The organism is Luteimonas soli, from assembly GCF_042648865.1.
Classification (GTDB): Bacteria; Pseudomonadota; Gammaproteobacteria; order Xanthomonadales; family Xanthomonadaceae; genus Luteimonas; species Luteimonas soli.
The window spans coordinates 6,425-22,356 of the sequence record NZ_JBHRYA010000002.1 but is presented as its reverse complement, the minus strand read 5'-3'; the positions used below and the strand labels follow the sequence as shown (position 1 = coordinate 22,356).

The window sequence follows — 15,932 nt, the reverse complement described above, 5'->3', positions numbered from 1 at the left end:
AGCAGGCGGCCCTGTACGGGCCGCCTTTTTTTTGGCTATAGGGGTAGCGGTCGGGCGGAGTAGGCCCATTCCCGGCGCGCTGCGGGCCGGGAATGGGCGTTTCAAGTCACCGGGAACGGTCGCTATCCGGCGCCTGCTGTTTTGCCTGCTGTTCGAGTTGCTTGACGGCCACTCGCGGCGACCCGACGCCGAGCGAGAGCCCGTCCGCGATCGCGAGCTTCAGCCGCTGTTGCGTCGCCTCGATCGCCTTCGGCGGCTGGCCCTGCTCGCGCAGGTGCGCGCCGGCTGCGGCGATCGCGCGGTGGCTGTTCACCAGCTCGGGGTACACCGTGCAGGCCTTGACCGGATCCTCCTGCAGCAACTTCTGCGCGAGGACCTGGCCGTGCTGGATCGCGAGGCGCTGGCTGCGCCTGGCAATGTCGGCGCCGTGCGTCTTGTCGTAGTCCTCGGTCCAGGCCTTGTCTTGCCGCGCGACGAAATGCGCCCTGGCCAGCTCGTCCGAACGCAGGTGCGGACGTTCGGCCGTCGTCGCGATCAAAACCCGCGCTTGCTCAGCTGATAGTGGAGCGTGGGGTTTGTGCTCAATTCGCTCAGCGTCCGGGTCATGCCCTGGACCCATCCGTCGATCGGTGAGCTGTTCTCGAGCTGGGGCCTGGCCTGCGGCTTGCCGGTAGCAGGCGTCAGTGATCGTGCCTGCAGCTCGATGACGTTCGAGTTCTGCGGCGAGTCGGTCTTTGATTGCATCGCGTGATCCCTCCGATTGCAGCAGCTGCAGGTGCTGCCAGCCCTTGTATTCCGTCGCCTGGCCATCTTGCGCCACTTGCCGCGCGTCGACCACACGCAGGTCCACGCGATCGCCGTACTTCGCATGGATCTGCCGGAGGCCTTCGGCAAGCTCGCCCTGGATCTGCGACATGATGTTGATGCTCGCACCGCGGCCGACGTGATCGAAGCGGTTGAACGTATTTTCCAGCGCCGTTTCCGGTCGGGGCTGAACCGCGATGATTTCGGGTTTCAGTCCCTGGGCGAGCGCGGCGTCGATCTTGGGATACGACTGCTCGGGGCGAATCATCTGGCCCTCGTACACGACGGCGATGTTCGCCTGCAGCTCGCCCTGGTTGAGGACCATCGTGGTCTTGCCCGCGCCGGGGCTTCCGGTCAGGAACACCGCCCGATCGCGCTCCGGGTGGGTGTGGTCGAGCACGGCCTGCTCGAACAGCTGGCCAGCCAGCGCGGCCGCGCTGTTGTGCACGGGCGCGTTGTAACGGTTCCTGGCCTCGCGCGACTGGTTGTAGTCGGCGAACAGTTCCTTGGCCAGGTCGGCGCCGACGTAGCGGCCGCCGTGCGCGTCGGGCAGCTCGCGGTAGCGATCCATCATCCGCGCGGTATCGTTGAGCACGGCGCCCATCGCTAGCTGCTGCACAGCCTGGCGGTCGCCGTGGGCGTAGTCGATGCGATCGACACGCAGCGGGGCAGGGCGGTCCTGTTCGTTGGCCAGCGCACGGAGGAACCCCGACCGCTCCGAGTATTCCGGCACGCCCCGCGGCTCGCTGCGCGAGGCCTGCGGATACTCGGCGGCGACGTCGTTGAACCTGGCGTCGTGGATCCGGTAGTCGGAGCCCTTGCGGAACAACTGCTCTGCCTCCGTCGCGGAGTTCGTCTGCAGCTGGTCCTGGTAAACGCCGCGAGCTTCGTTCCACTGCTGCACGATCCAGCGGCCGCCGGCGACGTTGTTCTGCTCGGCCTCGCGCTTGGCGAGGTATTGATCGTATTCCTGTTGCTGCGCGTAGGCGGTCGCCAGGCGCTGGTTCTGGAACGGGTTGGGGTGCTCGGCGCCGTCATGCGACGCCAGCGCCCTGGCCAGCGACGATGCGGCCAGGTGGTGCCGCTCCGGCGTGCTGTTGACCGCATCGACCACGGGATCGTCGCCGAGGGCGTAAAGCGTGCGAGTGGCCGCCGCGGATTCCGCGACGGCCACCATCTTTGCGCGTTCGTCGACCGTGAGGCCTGGCCTGGTGCCGTTCGCCGCGGCGCCCGCCACGTCAGTCAGGCGCTCGAGCTGCAGCGTCAGGCTGATCGCCGGCGACTGGTCTGGAGTAGGGGAAGACATGCGCCCTCCTCAGCGGCCGCGGTCTTGGTCGCGGTCCTGGACGCGGCTGTATTCCCGGTCCTTGAACATCGGCCTGCGCAGGCGCACATCCGCCAGCTCGCGGCCCTGGGCGAGATCCGTTGCGATGTTGTCCCGCATCCGGGCCATGAAGGCGTCCTGCCCGCCCTTGCCCTGGATCTGCTTCGCCAGCTGCGAATAAGCCGCCTCGATCGCGAACGCCTTTTTCAACTCGGGATGCTTCTCGACGGCTTGCCGGCGCTCGGCCGGCGTGCGCGCATCGTGGAAGGTTTTGGCGACGTCGCTCTCCATGACCATGTTGTTGCTCCGGTGCTTGGCAGCGTTCTCCTTCGCCCACTGCCGCTCGGCTTCGCTGGGGTTGTAGCCCTTGACCTCGATGCCGCGGGAAGCGGCCTCGAGGTAAACCGCCTGGCGGAACTTCTCGTCGCCGGCGACTTTCATCGACGCCCAGCCACGGGTCTCGGCGACGTCGACCGTCGCCTTGACCGACTCGGCATCGAACTCGCGCGGCACCTGCAGCTTGCCTCCCTTGTCGACCAGGATCACGTGCTCGGCATTGCCGGCGTCGACCAGCTTGTTGCCGTCCTTCACGTAGCGCCCGGCGAACGAGGCGGGCAGGGCGGTCGCCAGGTCCTGCTGAAGCACGCGATCGTCGCGATCGACGGTGCGCTTCTGCTCGGCCGCGTTGCGCTCGATCTGCACGCGGCGGACGCGCTCGGGATCGTCGCGCTCGATGGTGTTGGCCAACCCCCCGGCGCCGGCCCGCTCGGCCGGGCGCTCGGCCTGGACCGCGGCCGCGAAATCGGGCCGCATCTTCCAGGCTGGCGCGGAGCCGTCCTGCTCCCAGCTGATGGAACCGACCAGGCGCTTGCTCTCGTTGTCGAAGATCTCGCGATCGGCCTTGCCGTCGAACGCCTTGTGCGCCTCGAGGGCGCTGTTGGTCGCCAGCACCACCGACGTCGCCAGCGTGGCGGCGTTGATCGAGCGGACCACATAGCGTCCCTCGGCCTGCTCGGGCGCTTGCGGATCCGCCGAGCCGCGCTCTTGCGCAGCTGCGTCCCTGGCCTCGTACAGCTCGCGACGCGCGGACTGTACCTGGTTGAGCGCATCCACGTCGCCGGCGTGCGCGTTGCGCAGCAGCTGCGTGTATTGGCCTACCGCGGAGGCCGCCCTGCCGTTCGGCCCGAACAGCGAGCGGTAATCCTGGACCTCGCTGTCGAGCTTGCCCTGCGCACTCGCCGTCGCGGTTACGGCCTCGGCCGCCTCACGCAGCACGTGAGCGTCGTCGACGCCACGCGCTTTCAGGTCGGCCTCGATCGCTTGAGCCTGGCCGGCCATCGTGGAGGTGATGCGTCGGGTTTCTTCCAGCTCCTCGACGCGGCGGATTGCCACGGCGATCATCTTCTTTTCGTCGTCGTTGAAGCCCGCAAACAGGTTGTTCGCGGGACTGGTTTCGATGGTCATGGTGTCGTCTCCGGAAAGCAAAAACGCAAACGGCCGCTAGGCGGCCGTTTGCTCGGAAGTCAGCGCGAACGGCCCTGGTCTTTCTCGGGCGTGGGTTGTTCGGCGGCTTTCGCTTGCTTCGCTTCGACGCCGGCGACCTTCGGAATCTCGCGCCCGGTGTGCAGCGCGATCGCAACCGAATCCTTGTACCGGCCGACGAAATTGGTCGCGGCCTTCTTGGAGTCGATCGACTCCGCGATGGCCTCGGCCTTCTTCGTCTCGTTGAACGCTTCCTTGAGCTGCGGATACTCCTTCACGGCCGCGTTCTTGGCCTTGACGGTATCGGCCTCGAGGTAGGCCTTCACCATCGGGTTGTGCTCGGCGGCCTTGCGGTCCTCGCGGCGCTGCAGGATCTCCGAGTCGCGGTCGGTCGGCGTGTAGCCCTTCGACACCTGCATGTTCCTGGACGCGGCCTCGACGTAGATCCCCTGCTTGAACTTGTCGACGCCAGTGACCTCCATCGACTTCCAGCCGCGGGCCTCGGCGATTTCCGCCATTGCCCGCATGGTGAAGGTCGAAACCGGCTTGTAGGCGTGCAGGCGATCGCCGCGATCGACGAACTCGATCTTGTCCTGGCGATAGGCGGACTTGTAGGCCCGGCCGTCCTGGACATAGTGCTTGCCCACATGCTCTGGAATCTCCGTGCTCGGGCGGCCCTTGGCGCCGTCGCTACGGATGATTTCGTTGAGGGGCTGTTTCCGCACCGGCGACTTGGCGCCGGATTCGGCGGACGGACGGGCGGCAGGTTGGGCTTGCTCGGTCATCGGGAAACTCCTCTAGAGTCGTATGACGTTTCAGTTTTTACCTGACCAGGCTGGCATACAGCTCATCGGCCAGGGATTCCGCCTCCGTTTCGCTTAGCTCTCCCTTCGGAATCTCCACGTTGGAGAAATCAAGGCTGAAATCGGACGCAGGGCGATCATATAGCGTTTCCACGTCGCCGGCGTCAACATCGGCCCATTCCTCGGGGTTTTCCACTTCCCCGCGCTCGGGGAGCGGCGCCGGCGCCAGGACCGGGGGAGGCATAACCCGGTCCTTGAACGTCGGATCCTGATACCACCGGATCTTCGTCACGCGAAGCGGCTTGCAGCCCTTCGCGAACACGATTTCCTCGTCCTCGCCAATGTCCTTGACCTCCTGCGGCAGCAGAAGGGCGCGGGCCTGGTCGGACTCGCTCTGGCTTTGATTGCCCTTCGAGAAGGCCATCGGCTTGGACTTGGACGTCGCCTTGTAGGTGAAATTGCCTAGCTCGCGGCTCACTTCCGTCGCGTCGTCAATGTCGGCCGGCGTGTAGGCGATGCGGATGTGGTGATTCTTGAAGAACGTCTTGGCTGCGTCGTCTCCGTAGACTTCGCGGACCTGCGACGGTGCCTGGAAGATCGGCAGCACTCGCAGCCCGTAGCCGCGGAAGAAGGCGATGCCGTTGACCAAGACCTTCATCTTGCCCAGCGACCGGAACTCGTCGGGCATGAGCAGGCACTGCACCTTCAGCTCCGGGTTGTGCTCGGGCAGCTGGCGGGTGTTGAGGTCGACCACCTGTTGGAAGAACAGGTTGAGCAGCGGCGCGAGGCGGTCCAGCGTGTTGGGCGTGATGCCCAGGTAGATCGAGATTCGACGCTTCCGCACCGCGGAAATGTCGAAGTCGTTGGCGCTGGTGGCCGCGTCGATGATTGGGTTCGTGAACAGGTCGAACCGGCTGGTGAAGGTCTTGCGGATCGACGTGCGCGTGTTGTCCGACGTGTTCACGTAGTCCAGCAGCGAATTGGCGCAGGCCTCGGAGAGCGGATTGCCCTCGGTCTTGCGCGCCTCGACGATCTTCTTCCATCGCTTGTCGTCGCCGGAGTAGGCCTCGCGCGCGACCTGGCCGAGCGTGACCGGCTTGCCCGGCGTCTCGATGAGGTACAGGACCAGGCCCGTGAACAGCGAGCGGCACGACGCGCTCCAGATCGGGTCCGTGCCGTCAATGTCGGGGAACAGGATCTGGCCGATCGCCTGGACGTCATCGACCCGCAGGTTCGGATCCTCGCTGATGTAGGCGAGGGGGTTCCAACGATGCGTCAGCCGCTTCGGGTCCAGCGGGTTGAACAAGTAGACCTCGTGGCCGTGCTTCTTTCGGAAGCCGGCCGTCAGCGTCCAGTTCTCCAGCTTGATGTCCAGGACGATGACCGAGTGATTCCAGTTGAACAGGTTGGGCAGGACCACGCCCACGCCCTTGCCGCTGCCGGTCGGCGCCGCCAGCATCACGTGCGGGTATTGCTTCAATCCGGCGGTCAGGTAGTCGTTGCCGAGTTTGCCGATGATGATGCCGTCGTCGCCGCCATCGAGCAGGCCGGCTTTCTTGGCGTCGCGGCGGGTGCCCCACTTGGCGTCGCCGTGCAGCGATTGCTTCGGCTTGAGGAATATCAGTGCGATGAAGATCGCGAACGGCACCGTCGCGCCCAGGCCGCCGAGCTTCAAGGCGCCGGCAACCTTTTTCACGTCGCGATAGTGCTTGTAGTAGCTTGGCCAGGTCATCAGTTCGACCTTGGGCGCGGTATCGGCGCCGCGGAACAAGATCGCCGTCGTGATGTACCCGGCGGCGTAGAGCCAGCCAGGCACCGCAGCGACGGCGAGGATGACGACGAGGAGCGCCCTAACCCAAATCGGAGCGGCTGTGCGCTGGGTCATAGTAGATTCCTGTGATTCTGCGGTTGTGCCCGACCTTGCCGACCTGGATTACCACGTCGATAGTCTTGCGGACGGTCGCCAGCAGCGTAGCGTCGGAGAGTGAGCGAGCCTTTTCGTACTCACGCGCGAGCGTGATTGTGCGGTCGATCGCGTCTACCGGGCTGTTGCTGTGGATCGAAGAAATGGAGCCGGGGTGGCCGGTGTTGCACGCGGCCAGGAAGTGAAAAGCCGCTTCGTCGCGCAGCTCTGCCGGCAGGATGCGATCCGGCTTCATGCGCATGCAGGCGCGCAGCAGATCGCCCGGCGTCATCTTCGAGAGACTGTTGTTCGCGTTGCTTGAATAGAACAGCCGAACGTGGTTCGGCTGCTGCAGGGACAGCTCGGGCGTGTCCTCGATCGTGATAAGCCGCTCGTCTGACGGAATCAGGTCGACCAGCGCCTTCATGAAGGTGGTTTTGCCCGAGCCGGTCGGCCCCGACACCAGGATCGTCTGCTTCGACCGCACCGCCAGCTCGAGGAATTTCCGGTATTGACCTTCGGCCAGATAGGCGGAGAGGGCCTTCTGTTCCTCGGTCAGGCCCATGTCGTTGACCACGATGTTCTCGAAGAAGCCCATCTTGTCGTAGTCATCGAGGTCGAACCGCGCATTGCTCGGCTTGCGGATCGTGAAGCTCACCGTGCCGGATTCCACCGCCGGAGGAATGATTGCCTCGACGCGCTCTCCCGTCGGGAGAGCGGCCGAGACGCGTGGCATTACATCGTCGACCTTCTGCTGCGTCGCGTGCGCGACCAGGGATGCGAGCTGGCGCAGGTGCGGGTAGGTCAGCTCGGGCGTCTCGATGCGCTCCCAGCCGCGCGAGCTTTCCGTCCAGACCTCACCGGGCCGGTTGATGACCAGCTCGGTGATTTCGCCCGACAGGATGTTGCGCAACGGCCGCAGGTAGGCTTCCAGCGATTCCGTTCCGACGATCGCCACCACGTTCCCGCTCCCGTCACGTCCCATCGAAGTCATCGCGCGCTCCTGTTCGGCCGCAGCTCGTACACGTCGCCGAAATACAGGTCGCGGGCGACAAAGATCCCGATGCTCTCGCCCTGCGCCTTGTTAAGGGTGGGCGGGATGTTCACCGAGTTCTCCACGATGATAGCGGCGGCGTCGCGGCTGGAATCGGCTGTATTGCCGAAATTGATCGCCGTGCTGCCGCCGCTGCCGCCGCGCTCCTTGGCGACCATGTACGAAGCCACGTCGTCGACCAGCGACACCAACAGCGCCGAGCCGAACCGCTCCCAGAAGTGGCGGTTGAGCTTGCCTTCGACACCGGAGCGGCCGAGCGTGTCCGTCGCCGGCGAATCTAGATTGATGAGCACGCCGTTCGGCGTTTCTGCCCGCGTCCACAGCACGAAGACCCGGCTCTGGCCGCGTTTCAGCGTACCGGACTGATACTGACCGACGATCCGGGTTCCGCGCTCGAGCAGTAGCACGCGCCCGGTCGTCGAATAGACGTCCTGTGCGAGCACACAGCTGGTCATGCCGGGAACGTCGGTGCTGATCGCGGTTTCCAGCGTGCACTGCAGCAGGCGGCCCATCGTGATCGTCATGTCCGGATCCGGCAGCCTGGTCGCGCTCACGGCGCCCGTGCGCGTCGCTTTCAGCGCCGCCCCAAGCGACCCCGCACCGTTGCCCTGCCGCTGCGTCCCGTCCCGCGGCCCATCCTCGTCCTGCGGTCCGCTTGAGCGGCCGGCCATGCCCAGCACCGGAGCGCGCTTACGGCGCTCGGCCAGGTCCAGGGCCTTTTGCTGCTCGGGCGTCAGCTTCGGCTGCCCTTGCGGCGCCGGCTGGCCGGGTTCCGCCGGCGGCGGAACGACCGTTCCCTCCGGCAACGGCGGAGCCTCCTTTGCCTCGAAAGCGCCGGCGGTCAGCTCGGGCACGTTCGTCGTGACCGCATCCTTCTCCGGCGCCTTGCCGTCGTTACGGTGCTTGAGCTTGTTGAGCCCGGCGACCGCCGCCAGCGCGATGAGGGCCACGATCAATACGCCGGCCAGCATCACGTACCAAATCCGCGTCGCAGGCTTCTTGCGCCCGACCTGCGGGATGCCGCGATCGCCTTCGACCGGGCCAACATGCGCAACCGTTTCGTCCCGGTTGTCGGGCGCGGTCCTGGGATCACTCATCGTCGTTCTCCGTTTGCGCCGGCAGCAGCGGCAGCTGGAAGGGCAGGGCGGGCATCTGCGAGCTTTCGGGCGCAGGCCTGGGCTCGTCCGCGGGAACCGCCGGAAGAGCCGGCATTGCCGGCACGGCTTCGTCCTTTAGCGTCCTGCGCACCGATGGGCTGGTAGTGCCCGTCGTGTTGTAGATCCCGTACCAGTTGAAGCTGCGGTTCTCCAAGCACGCGACGGCCTTGCCTTTGCGCAGGATGAGCTTGGCTGCCGTGGTCTGCAGAACAAGCTGGTCGCCGCGCATCGTGCCGTTGGCCAGCGTCTCGGCCCCATCGCTGTTGATGACGTAGGCCGCGGGGATTTCCTGGGCACCAGGGAACCGGAGGTAGGTAAACCGGCCGTCGTCGTAGGCTTCCGTCGGACGCAGGCGCGGATTGCCACAGGCCCAGTAGTTGTAATTCTTCGGCGGAATCGTCTCTTTCAACGCGGCAGCGGCGCGCTGGCGCTCAGCGGCCGCGAAGGCAAGCGCGGCTTCCTCGCGGGGATAGTTGAACTTGACGCGGAAATACATTTCCGCGCCGCGCCCCTTGTTCGTCGCCTGCGCTGCATCGAGCCAGAACTGATAGCTGCGCTTGTCCGTCACGACGGTCATGTTGGTCGTCGCATTGTCCTCGCGCGGCTTGACGAACAGTTGGTTGCCGCGAGGCGCGACTTCCCATGCCAGCGAATCACCGAGGGCGATGCTCTGCACGTTCTCGCCGGGCGCAAACTCGATATTGGTCGAAAACCCGTAGTGGCCCATGATCACCACCACGTCGTCGCCGTTGTAATTCACGGTCTTGACGCGGGGATCGTAGGAGCCGCCGATCGGCTTGGTCGCGGCCACTGCCGCCACAGGCGTCAGCAGGGCCAGCGACAGCGCCAGAGCCAGATGCTTTCTCATGTCAGTTCCCTCCGCCGACCGTCACCGTCTCGGGGTCGAGGCGGTAGTCCGTCACCTGGAAGCCGACCGGGTTGATAAGCCGTTCGGCTTCCTTCAACGGCGGGTTGAGGTACTGGTAGGCGATCGTCGCGATCCAGCGCGTTTCAACCGGCTGCTGGTCGGAGTTGCGCTTCTCTCTCCGTACAAAGCGGACTTGCGCCTGGTTCTTGCTGATGAAGGTGATGCTGGTGACAGAAATCTCCACCGTACCCTTCGTGCCGTACACCGCAGAAGGCGAGCGCGGATTCTCCGGGTTTGCTTGCTGGAAGTAGGCCGATCCGACCGCCTGACTCGACAGCAACCGCGTGGCGCGGTAGTTGCCATAGCTGGTCTGATTCAGATATTCCTCGCGGTAGTTCACGTACTGGCCCAGCCAATACTTGTCCAGGGCCTCATTCGCGGTGATCGACCGCGTGTCGAGCAGCGTGACCGTGTTCGCGGCGCCGATCTTGTCCACCTGGACGACGAACGGCTCCACGGTCTTGAGCGGCGTGAGCAGCACCACGGCCAGCACCGCCAAGCCCGCGAGCACCGCCGCGGAAATCGCCACGCGCCAGGCGCGTTTCTCGCTGCGCTTGACCGCGGCAATCTCGGCCGATTCCCAGCCGGCTGCCGCCTCCTGGTAGTGCTTCAAATTCGTTTCGGGCTTCATCTTCTTGGGATTCATGGCGTGACCTCCGAGTCCAGCAGCCGCGTTTCAGTAGTCTTTATCGGGCAGCTGGTGCGCCTCGGCGCGTCCACTGGACCCTCCTCGATCACCGCGTAGCAGTCCGGCGTATTGACCTGGACGTATTCGCCGCGCGGGCACTTCGGCGCCTTCGGCATCGAAGAACAGCCGACCAACCCCAAAGCGGTGCTGGTCAGCACCACCAAAATCGCCTTGTTTCTCATGGATTTATCCCTTTGCTGCTGTATTGGAGCCGGTGAACCGGCGGCGTGCCATTTCCATCCCCGTGCGAACGGCTCCGCCGAGTCGTTCCGAGTCAGTCTTGTGCCGATCGAAGTGCTGCCCTTTCGCGCCAGCCCGGAAGGCCATGCCGCTCATGATTCCCGTCCGGCCCGCGGCGGCCGCAGCGAAACCGGCGCCGGCGAGCTTTCCGGCGATGTTCGCCGCTTGGATCGAGGCACCGCCGGCGAGCGCCCCTGCGATGCCCGTCATCTGGACCAAAACGGCGATGCACGCGATGGTCAGGCCTACGGCCTTGAGGCAGATCATGAGCACCTCGTAGATCGGCGCGTCATAACCCGAAAGAGACTGCAGGTAGGCCGTCAGCATCTTGAACAGCAGCGCCGCGGCGAGGGCTTCCATTACGAACAGAAGCGCGAAGTTCACCGTTTGCCCGAGCCATGTCTCGAACCATCGCTGCAGGCCTGGGAATATCGCCATCATGATGAATAGCGGTCCTATCGCTAGCAGGATCGCCAATGCCAGGTAGGCGACGAAGATCACGCCTGCGGCTACGGCTACGATGATGAGCGAAATAATGCAGAGGAGCAGGGCCAGGAACTGGTACACGAGGCCCGTCGCGCTAATTCCCATCATGCTCTTGGAATGTTCTTCCTCGCCCTTCTTGTAGGCATCGCCGGCGATCTTGAAACCCTCGGCCAGGGAGTTGTCCAGCATTTCGGCCAGGTCGTTCGTGCTTTCGTAGTCGGCCGCAAACTCCGTCCCGCTTGTCATCGCGTTCGCCATCTGCGCTGGCGCCTGCTGGAACAGGTCGACAACCGTCGATTGGTAGATCCCGGCGGTCAGCGCGAAACCGACGATGATGCACATGCGAATGATGCGCTTCATGCCGTCGGTGAACGGCTCGCTGATCTGTCCGGATGCCATTGCTACGCCCCACAGCAGCACGTAGATCGTTAGCAGCGAAACCGCTACGGGACCGATGAAGCCGATAAGCGAAGCCGCGCCGTCGTTGGCAAACGACGTCACGGCTCCCCCGATGTTGTCGAACAAGAAACGCACGATTCGCGTGTCGTTCGACGGGGCGGCTTGGGCGAATAGGGCGAATTGCATCGGACGGTCCTTGTGGCCGGGGCCAGATCAATACTTGAACGATTGGTTCGACGGACAGGTGCTTGCCTTCTGCTTGATCTGGCAGCCGATCCGCTTGGTGCGTTCGTCGAAGGTTTGGGCAGCCTCGCAGTCCGCATCGGCAGCCGCCAGGTAGGCCTTCATCTTTTCGCTGTTGCTGGTCAGCTGGTTGCAGTCGGGGATCGGGCCGCTTAGCACGCCGGGAGGCGTCGCCACGTCGTCTTTCGAGCATCCCGACAGCAGCCCTGCGAACAGGGCTGCTGCAGCGGACGCGAGGAGCATGGTCTTCATGGTCATCGTCGCGTTGGGTCCGTATCAGTACGAGAAAGAGGTCTTGAACGCCGCCTGGTGCTGCTGCTGGGCGCGAGTCTCACGCTCCTGCATCGCAATCTGATTCAGCGACTGGAGCTTGAGGAGTTCGTTCGTCAGCTGCACCTGCTCGATCGCGACGCGGGCCTGCAGGTCGTTGATGGCCTTCATGTCGGACGCGCCGTCGATCTGATTGGCCAGCTGCTCCATCTTCTGCGCCCGGGCCGTCGCCGCGTCGTAGAACGACTGGTTCACCGCCTGCTGGTCGGTGTGGGCGGCCATCGATTGGTCCAAGCTGTCCTTGACGGCCTGGTCGACGTCGGCGAAGAAATCCTCATCGAGCAGGCTGGCCGACTGGCGGATCTGCTTCGACAGGTCGCCCAGCTCGCCGTTCTTCATCGAGGCGAGGGTTTCCTGCCAGTTCTTCGGGATGGCGCCGGTGCTGCGCACCAGGTTGCCCATGCCGCGGCTGCCGGTCAGCGACTCGTACTGCTGCTTGGCCTGGTCCAGCTGGGCCTTGAGCTGCGCCAGCTGCTCGACCATCTGCGTGTACTGCGAAATGGCGTTGGCCAGATTGGCGGCGTCGATGACCGGGATGCCGGTCGCGTAGGCCGGCGCGGTGGAGGTGACGCCACCAACGGCGACGACGCCCAGCGCGACGGACAGAGCAAGTGCCTTGATCTTCATTGTTCACTCCTCAGCTTGTGAAAGACTGGCAGCCAGGCGTCGGGGGCCTCGCCGGCAAGGGCGATAGCCCTGTTGGCGATTTCCACGGAGGCGGCCGTGCCAGAAAGGACCGCCAATTCATCGTCGAACCCACGAAGGTTCAACTCGCACACCGTTGACGCGGTTCCCTGCTTGAACAGGAAGCCGCGAATGCCCTGCTCGGGCATTTCGTCCTTGACGATTTCGTACTCGCGGTGCGTGAGCTTGAAGCCGTCGATGTAGTCCTTTTTTGCCGCCTTCGGGTTCGGCAGGTAGAGCTGGGTCACGCACTGCTCGATGAGCGCCTGGCTGATCGACGACGAAAGCACGTCGCCAGGGCTCTGCGTGCCAAACAGCGCGATCGCGTTCCGCTTGCGGTACGTCTTCACCGCATCGAGCGCCTTCTTCTCGAAATACGGGTCGAGCAGCATCTTCCAGAACTCGTCCATGTTGAGGATGAAGCGGCGGCCGTCGATGAGCTGTTCCATCCGGTGGAACAGGTACATCACCGTCGCGGTGCGGGTTTCGTCGTTGTCCAGGAACGCGGTCACGTCGAAACCGAAATGCCGGGTGCCGGTCAGCGAAATCTCGTCGGTCGGGTTGTCCATCAACCAACCGAGCGCGCCGCCCTGGCACCACTTGCGGAAGCGTGCGTACACGCCATCCGGATCCGTGGGGTCGAAGAACTGCAGCAGGGTGGAGAACCGGCGCTGGTCGAACGGCACCGCGCCGTAGATGCCCTTGACCGCCTCGGTAATCTCGCGCTCGCGTCCGGGCGAGAACACGAACGACGGATCGTCGCCGCGCACGCACCGCTTCACCAGCTGCTCGAGGAACACGCGATTCTCGGGCGTGTCCTCCATCGCGCACGGGTTGAAGCCGCTGGGCTGGCCGTTCTGCAACGTCAGGTACTTGCCGCCCATCGCCTTGACGAAGATTTCCTGGCCCTGGTCCTTGTCGAAGGTGAACACCGTGGGCTTGTACTTCTCCGCCTGCGCGAGCATGAAGGTCTGGATGACCGTCTTGCCGGCGCCGGTCGGGCCGAGCATGAGCGTGTGGCCGGCCACGCGGTCATCGACGGCTTCCTCATCGGCGGCGCGCTTGCCCTTCGGCGGCAGGTGGAAGTTGAAGTAGAACGGCGTGCCGCTGGACGTCTTGAGCAACGTGATGGCCGGCCCCCACTGGTTGCCGGCCATGCGCCCGATCGGGTAGTTGTGGAAGCTGTTGAACCCGACTAGGTTGCGCGAGGTAATCATCGCCGGCCGCGGGCGGACCTCGAAGTTGCCCGGCAGCTGCGCCCAATAGGCCGCCTCGTTGCAGTCGTCCTCGACCACCACCAGGAACCCGTCCTCGGCCAGCGCCGCGCGGGCCATGCCCACGCGATCGTTGAGCGTCTTAGTGTCCTCGGCCAGCAGCAGGATGCTCTGATGGTGCTCGCCGGCGACGATGCGGTTCGACGCCAGGTCATCCTGCGCGACCATGATCGCGTTGATCTGCGACTCGGCCGGATCCTCGGCGTTGCGCAGCAGGGTTTCCTGCTTCTTCATCGCCTTCTGCGCTTCCAGCTTGCCCAGGCAGGCGAACGATTGCGTCATCACGAACGGGAAGGGCAGGGTCAGCAGGTTGTTGAGGTGCCCGGTTTCCGTTCGCTCGGTCAGGTATTCGTTGATCGCGAGCATCTTGCCGAACAGCCGATCGGTCGGCGTGCGCACTTCGATCTGCTCGGCGCCGAAGGACAGGCGGCTCGTGGTCATCACGTAGCTCAGCCGGCCCTTGACCAGCGGCATGCGCTGCCACTCGCCGTTGACCAGGAGGCCAAGGAACTCGAGCACTTCCGAGTAGAGGCCGCCGTCGCGCTCGTACACGCCCAGGCGGCGCGGCTCGTAGCGGCCCATGCTCGACATGACCGTATCGGACAGCTCATCGAGCTTCGCGTCCGCGTCGGCCATCGCCTCGATCTGCTCCTGCATCGTCTTCTTGCCACCGCCTTGCATCCAGCCGGCGATGCCCGTGCGCTTGCGCAGCAGCACGGTGAAATACAGCTCATTGACCATGAGCGAGGCGTCGGACACCTTCGCCTTGTAGGCCTCGTTGAGCCTGCCGGCGAAATCGTCCTCGAACCGGCCTGCGGGATATTCGTTGCGCGGACGGCGCACGACGTGCGAATAGAAGGCCACCTGCCCATCGGCCAGGTTGCGCATCATGCCGGCGAGGCCTTCGTGCCAGGCCTGCAGGTCGTCGCTGTCCGCGGCTTCGTGCGCGGCGCCGGCGACCTTGAACACGGTCAGCACGTCGCCCTTGTCCGTGCGCACGTTGAACTCGGTCGAGTGGCGGGTGTAGGGCACCCACTCGCCGACCGGCCGGGTCGCGTTCGCCTGCGATTGCTTCAATGCCAGAGCCATGTTCAGACCTTCCGTTTACGGTTGGGCAGGGGAGAGTAGGAACCCGTCCCCCAATAGCTGCGATTGCGGTGGAGGTTCTTCGTGAGCGAGCGCAGGAACAGGTAGCGGAACGCACGCGGATCGCGTGCGCACATGAGCCGGGCGATGCCGTACATGACAACGCCCAACCCAAGGGGACCGACTTTCCAGCCGATCCCGCCGTCGAACAGCGATGCCACGAGAAAGACCACGGTGGACACGCCGGCGATGGCCAGGAGCACTTCGACCGGCAGGCCCAGGAATGTCGGCGGCCTGGTAAGGCCGCCGAACAGGGGGTCCGGACGGACCCCCGATTGCACGTCGTTCTCGGACATGGCCGCGTCCTCAGCCGTCGCCGTACAGGGCGGACACGACTTCGGTGGCGACGCCGGCGACGATCGCGCCGATCAGCACCTGGCCGACCGTGGCCCAGCTCATGCGGCCGAACGCGGCCAGCACGCCGGAGCCGAGGACGGCCACGACCAGGATGAAGTAGACCGCGCGGCGGATCCACGTCAGGGCGGCGTCGGCCTTGTCGTCGATGATCGACTGCGCCATTGCCATTTCCGGCATGGCCAGCATCATCACGCCGACCATTGCGGCGATCGCCAGGGTGAAGTAGCCGCGGTTCCGGAACAGCAGGTCCGTCACCTTCTCGGCGCGTTGTACTGCGGTGGTGTTGCTCATTGGATTACTCCCCAATCAGGATGGTGGGCGGTAACGGCCCGTGCTTGGTTATGGTGCGAATCAAACGGTCGAGGTCTAGGTAGTGGCGCTTCTCCTTTTTCAGTGACACCAGGGTTAAAAAACTTCCCTTCCACAGAGGAAGGACTTGAACTTCCCAGCCTTCCTCAGTCTGTGTCAGCGCCAGCTGCCGGACTTCCCGGCGTTGCAGCAGGCTTGCCAGGTCGGCCTCGAAGATCACTGTCGAGTCCTGGAGCGTGATAAGCCGCGCTGCCAGCTGCGGGTCCTTCTCCACCAGCTTCTGCAGTGCGTAGCCGGACAGCGGCCGCACTTGCTTCGGCT

16 protein-coding genes are annotated in these 15,932 nt (G+C 64.7%); all 16 read right to left on the bottom strand.

The features are described from left to right. Positions 1–106: 106 nt before the first annotated feature. Positions 107–2,110, bottom strand: a complete 2,004-nt coding sequence (locus ACFONC_RS03215; RefSeq protein WP_386742261.1) for a hypothetical protein — start codon at positions 2,108–2,110, stop codon at positions 107–109. Positions 2,111–2,119: 9 nt separating this feature from the next. Continuing rightward, positions 2,120–3,592, bottom strand: coding sequence for an LPD7 domain-containing protein (locus ACFONC_RS03210; RefSeq protein WP_386742260.1), 1,473 nt, complete (start codon positions 3,590–3,592; stop codon positions 2,120–2,122). A 59-nt stretch (positions 3,593–3,651) separates the two neighbouring features. Then, positions 3,652–4,395, bottom strand: a complete 744-nt coding sequence (locus ACFONC_RS03205; RefSeq protein ID WP_386742259.1) for an LPD7 domain-containing protein — start codon at positions 4,393–4,395, stop codon at positions 3,652–3,654. A 37-nt stretch (positions 4,396–4,432) separates the two neighbouring features. Beyond that, entirely contained in the window at positions 4,433–6,298 is a 1,866-nt protein-coding gene (locus ACFONC_RS03200) for a type IV secretory system conjugative DNA transfer family protein (protein ID WP_386742258.1), read from the bottom strand. Beyond that, on the bottom strand, positions 6,264–7,310 hold the full coding sequence (gene virB11 / locus ACFONC_RS03195) for a P-type DNA transfer ATPase VirB11 (protein ID WP_386742257.1): 1,047 nt from the start codon (positions 7,308–7,310) through the stop codon (positions 6,264–6,266). The genes ACFONC_RS03200 and virB11 overlap by 35 nt, the downstream gene beginning before the upstream one ends. Next, positions 7,307–8,467 carry a type IV secretion system protein VirB10 gene (gene virB10 / locus ACFONC_RS03190; protein ID WP_386742256.1) on the bottom strand — a complete coding sequence of 387 codons (1,161 nt, stop codon included), beginning with the start codon at positions 8,465–8,467 and terminating at the stop codon, positions 7,307–7,309. Before virB10 ends, virB11 begins: the two co-directional genes overlap by 4 nt. After that, positions 8,460–9,395 carry a P-type conjugative transfer protein VirB9 gene (gene virB9, locus ACFONC_RS03185; RefSeq protein WP_386742255.1) on the bottom strand — a complete coding sequence of 312 codons (936 nt, stop codon included), beginning with the start codon at positions 9,393–9,395 and terminating at the stop codon, positions 8,460–8,462. Before virB9 ends, virB10 begins: the two co-directional genes overlap by 8 nt. A 1-nt stretch (position 9,396) precedes the next feature. Next, a complete protein-coding gene (locus ACFONC_RS03180; RefSeq protein WP_386742254.1) occupies positions 9,397–10,101 on the bottom strand; it encodes a virB8 family protein in 705 nt (234 codons plus the stop codon). Further along, a complete protein-coding gene (locus ACFONC_RS03175; protein WP_386742252.1) occupies positions 10,098–10,325 on the bottom strand; it encodes a hypothetical protein in 228 nt (75 codons plus the stop codon). Before ACFONC_RS03175 ends, ACFONC_RS03180 begins: the two co-directional genes overlap by 4 nt. Positions 10,326–10,329: 4 nt before the next feature. Continuing rightward, entirely contained in the window at positions 10,330–11,454 is a 1,125-nt protein-coding gene (locus tag ACFONC_RS03170; protein ID WP_386742251.1) for a type IV secretion system protein, read from the bottom strand. Positions 11,455–11,481: 27 nt separating this feature from the next. Then, complete coding sequence (locus ACFONC_RS03165; RefSeq protein WP_386742250.1) at positions 11,482–11,769, bottom strand: hypothetical protein; 288 nt, start codon at positions 11,767–11,769, stop codon at positions 11,482–11,484. 18 nt (positions 11,770–11,787) lie between these two features. Further along, complete coding sequence (locus ACFONC_RS03160; protein WP_386742249.1) at positions 11,788–12,468, bottom strand: type IV secretion system protein; 681 nt, start codon at positions 12,466–12,468, stop codon at positions 11,788–11,790. Continuing rightward, positions 12,465–14,888: a VirB4 family type IV secretion/conjugal transfer ATPase gene (locus ACFONC_RS03155; protein ID WP_386742248.1), complete on the bottom strand. Its 2,424-nt coding sequence runs from the start codon at positions 14,886–14,888 to the stop codon at positions 12,465–12,467. The genes ACFONC_RS03160 and ACFONC_RS03155 overlap by 4 nt, the downstream gene beginning before the upstream one ends. Before the next feature lie 2 nt (positions 14,889–14,890). After that, positions 14,891–15,241: a type IV secretion system protein VirB3 gene (locus ACFONC_RS03150; protein ID WP_386742246.1), complete on the bottom strand. Its 351-nt coding sequence runs from the start codon at positions 15,239–15,241 to the stop codon at positions 14,891–14,893. A gap of 10 nt (positions 15,242–15,251) precedes the next feature. After that, positions 15,252–15,593 carry a TrbC/VirB2 family protein gene (locus ACFONC_RS03145; RefSeq protein WP_386742244.1) on the bottom strand — a complete coding sequence of 114 codons (342 nt, stop codon included), beginning with the start codon at positions 15,591–15,593 and terminating at the stop codon, positions 15,252–15,254. Between the two features lie 4 nt (positions 15,594–15,597). Then, positions 15,598–15,932, bottom strand: a 335-nt coding sequence (locus ACFONC_RS03140) for a hypothetical protein (protein ID WP_386742243.1), incomplete at its 5' end; no start/stop codon positions are given.

Coding starts and splice junctions, on each gene's coding strand:
- ACFONC_RS03215 (WP_386742261.1), bottom strand. CDS start 2,110: ATGTCTTCCCCTACTCCAGACCAGTCGCCGGCGATCAGCCTGACGCTG.
- ACFONC_RS03210 (WP_386742260.1), bottom strand. CDS start 3,592: ATGACCATCGAAACCAGTCCCGCGAACAACCTGTTTGCGGGCTTCAAC.
- ACFONC_RS03205 (WP_386742259.1), bottom strand. CDS start 4,395: ATGACCGAGCAAGCCCAACCTGCCGCCCGTCCGTCCGCCGAATCCGGC.
- ACFONC_RS03200 (WP_386742258.1), bottom strand. CDS start 6,298: ATGACCCAGCGCACAGCCGCTCCGATTTGGGTTAGGGCGCTCCTCGTC.
- virB11 (WP_386742257.1), bottom strand. CDS start 7,310: ATGACTTCGATGGGACGTGACGGGAGCGGGAACGTGGTGGCGATCGTC.
- virB10 (WP_386742256.1), bottom strand. CDS start 8,467: ATGAGTGATCCCAGGACCGCGCCCGACAACCGGGACGAAACGGTTGCG.
- virB9 (WP_386742255.1), bottom strand. CDS start 9,395: ATGAGAAAGCATCTGGCTCTGGCGCTGTCGCTGGCCCTGCTGACGCCT.
- ACFONC_RS03180 (WP_386742254.1), bottom strand. CDS start 10,101: ATGAATCCCAAGAAGATGAAGCCCGAAACGAATTTGAAGCACTACCAG.
- ACFONC_RS03175 (WP_386742252.1), bottom strand. CDS start 10,325: ATGAGAAACAAGGCGATTTTGGTGGTGCTGACCAGCACCGCTTTGGGG.
- ACFONC_RS03170 (WP_386742251.1), bottom strand. CDS start 11,454: ATGCAATTCGCCCTATTCGCCCAAGCCGCCCCGTCGAACGACACGCGA.
- ACFONC_RS03165 (WP_386742250.1), bottom strand. CDS start 11,769: ATGACCATGAAGACCATGCTCCTCGCGTCCGCTGCAGCAGCCCTGTTC.
- ACFONC_RS03160 (WP_386742249.1), bottom strand. CDS start 12,468: ATGAAGATCAAGGCACTTGCTCTGTCCGTCGCGCTGGGCGTCGTCGCC.
- ACFONC_RS03155 (WP_386742248.1), bottom strand. CDS start 14,888: ATGGCTCTGGCATTGAAGCAATCGCAGGCGAACGCGACCCGGCCGGTC.
- ACFONC_RS03150 (WP_386742246.1), bottom strand. CDS start 15,241: ATGTCCGAGAACGACGTGCAATCGGGGGTCCGTCCGGACCCCCTGTTC.
- ACFONC_RS03145 (WP_386742244.1), bottom strand. CDS start 15,593: ATGAGCAACACCACCGCAGTACAACGCGCCGAGAAGGTGACGGACCTG.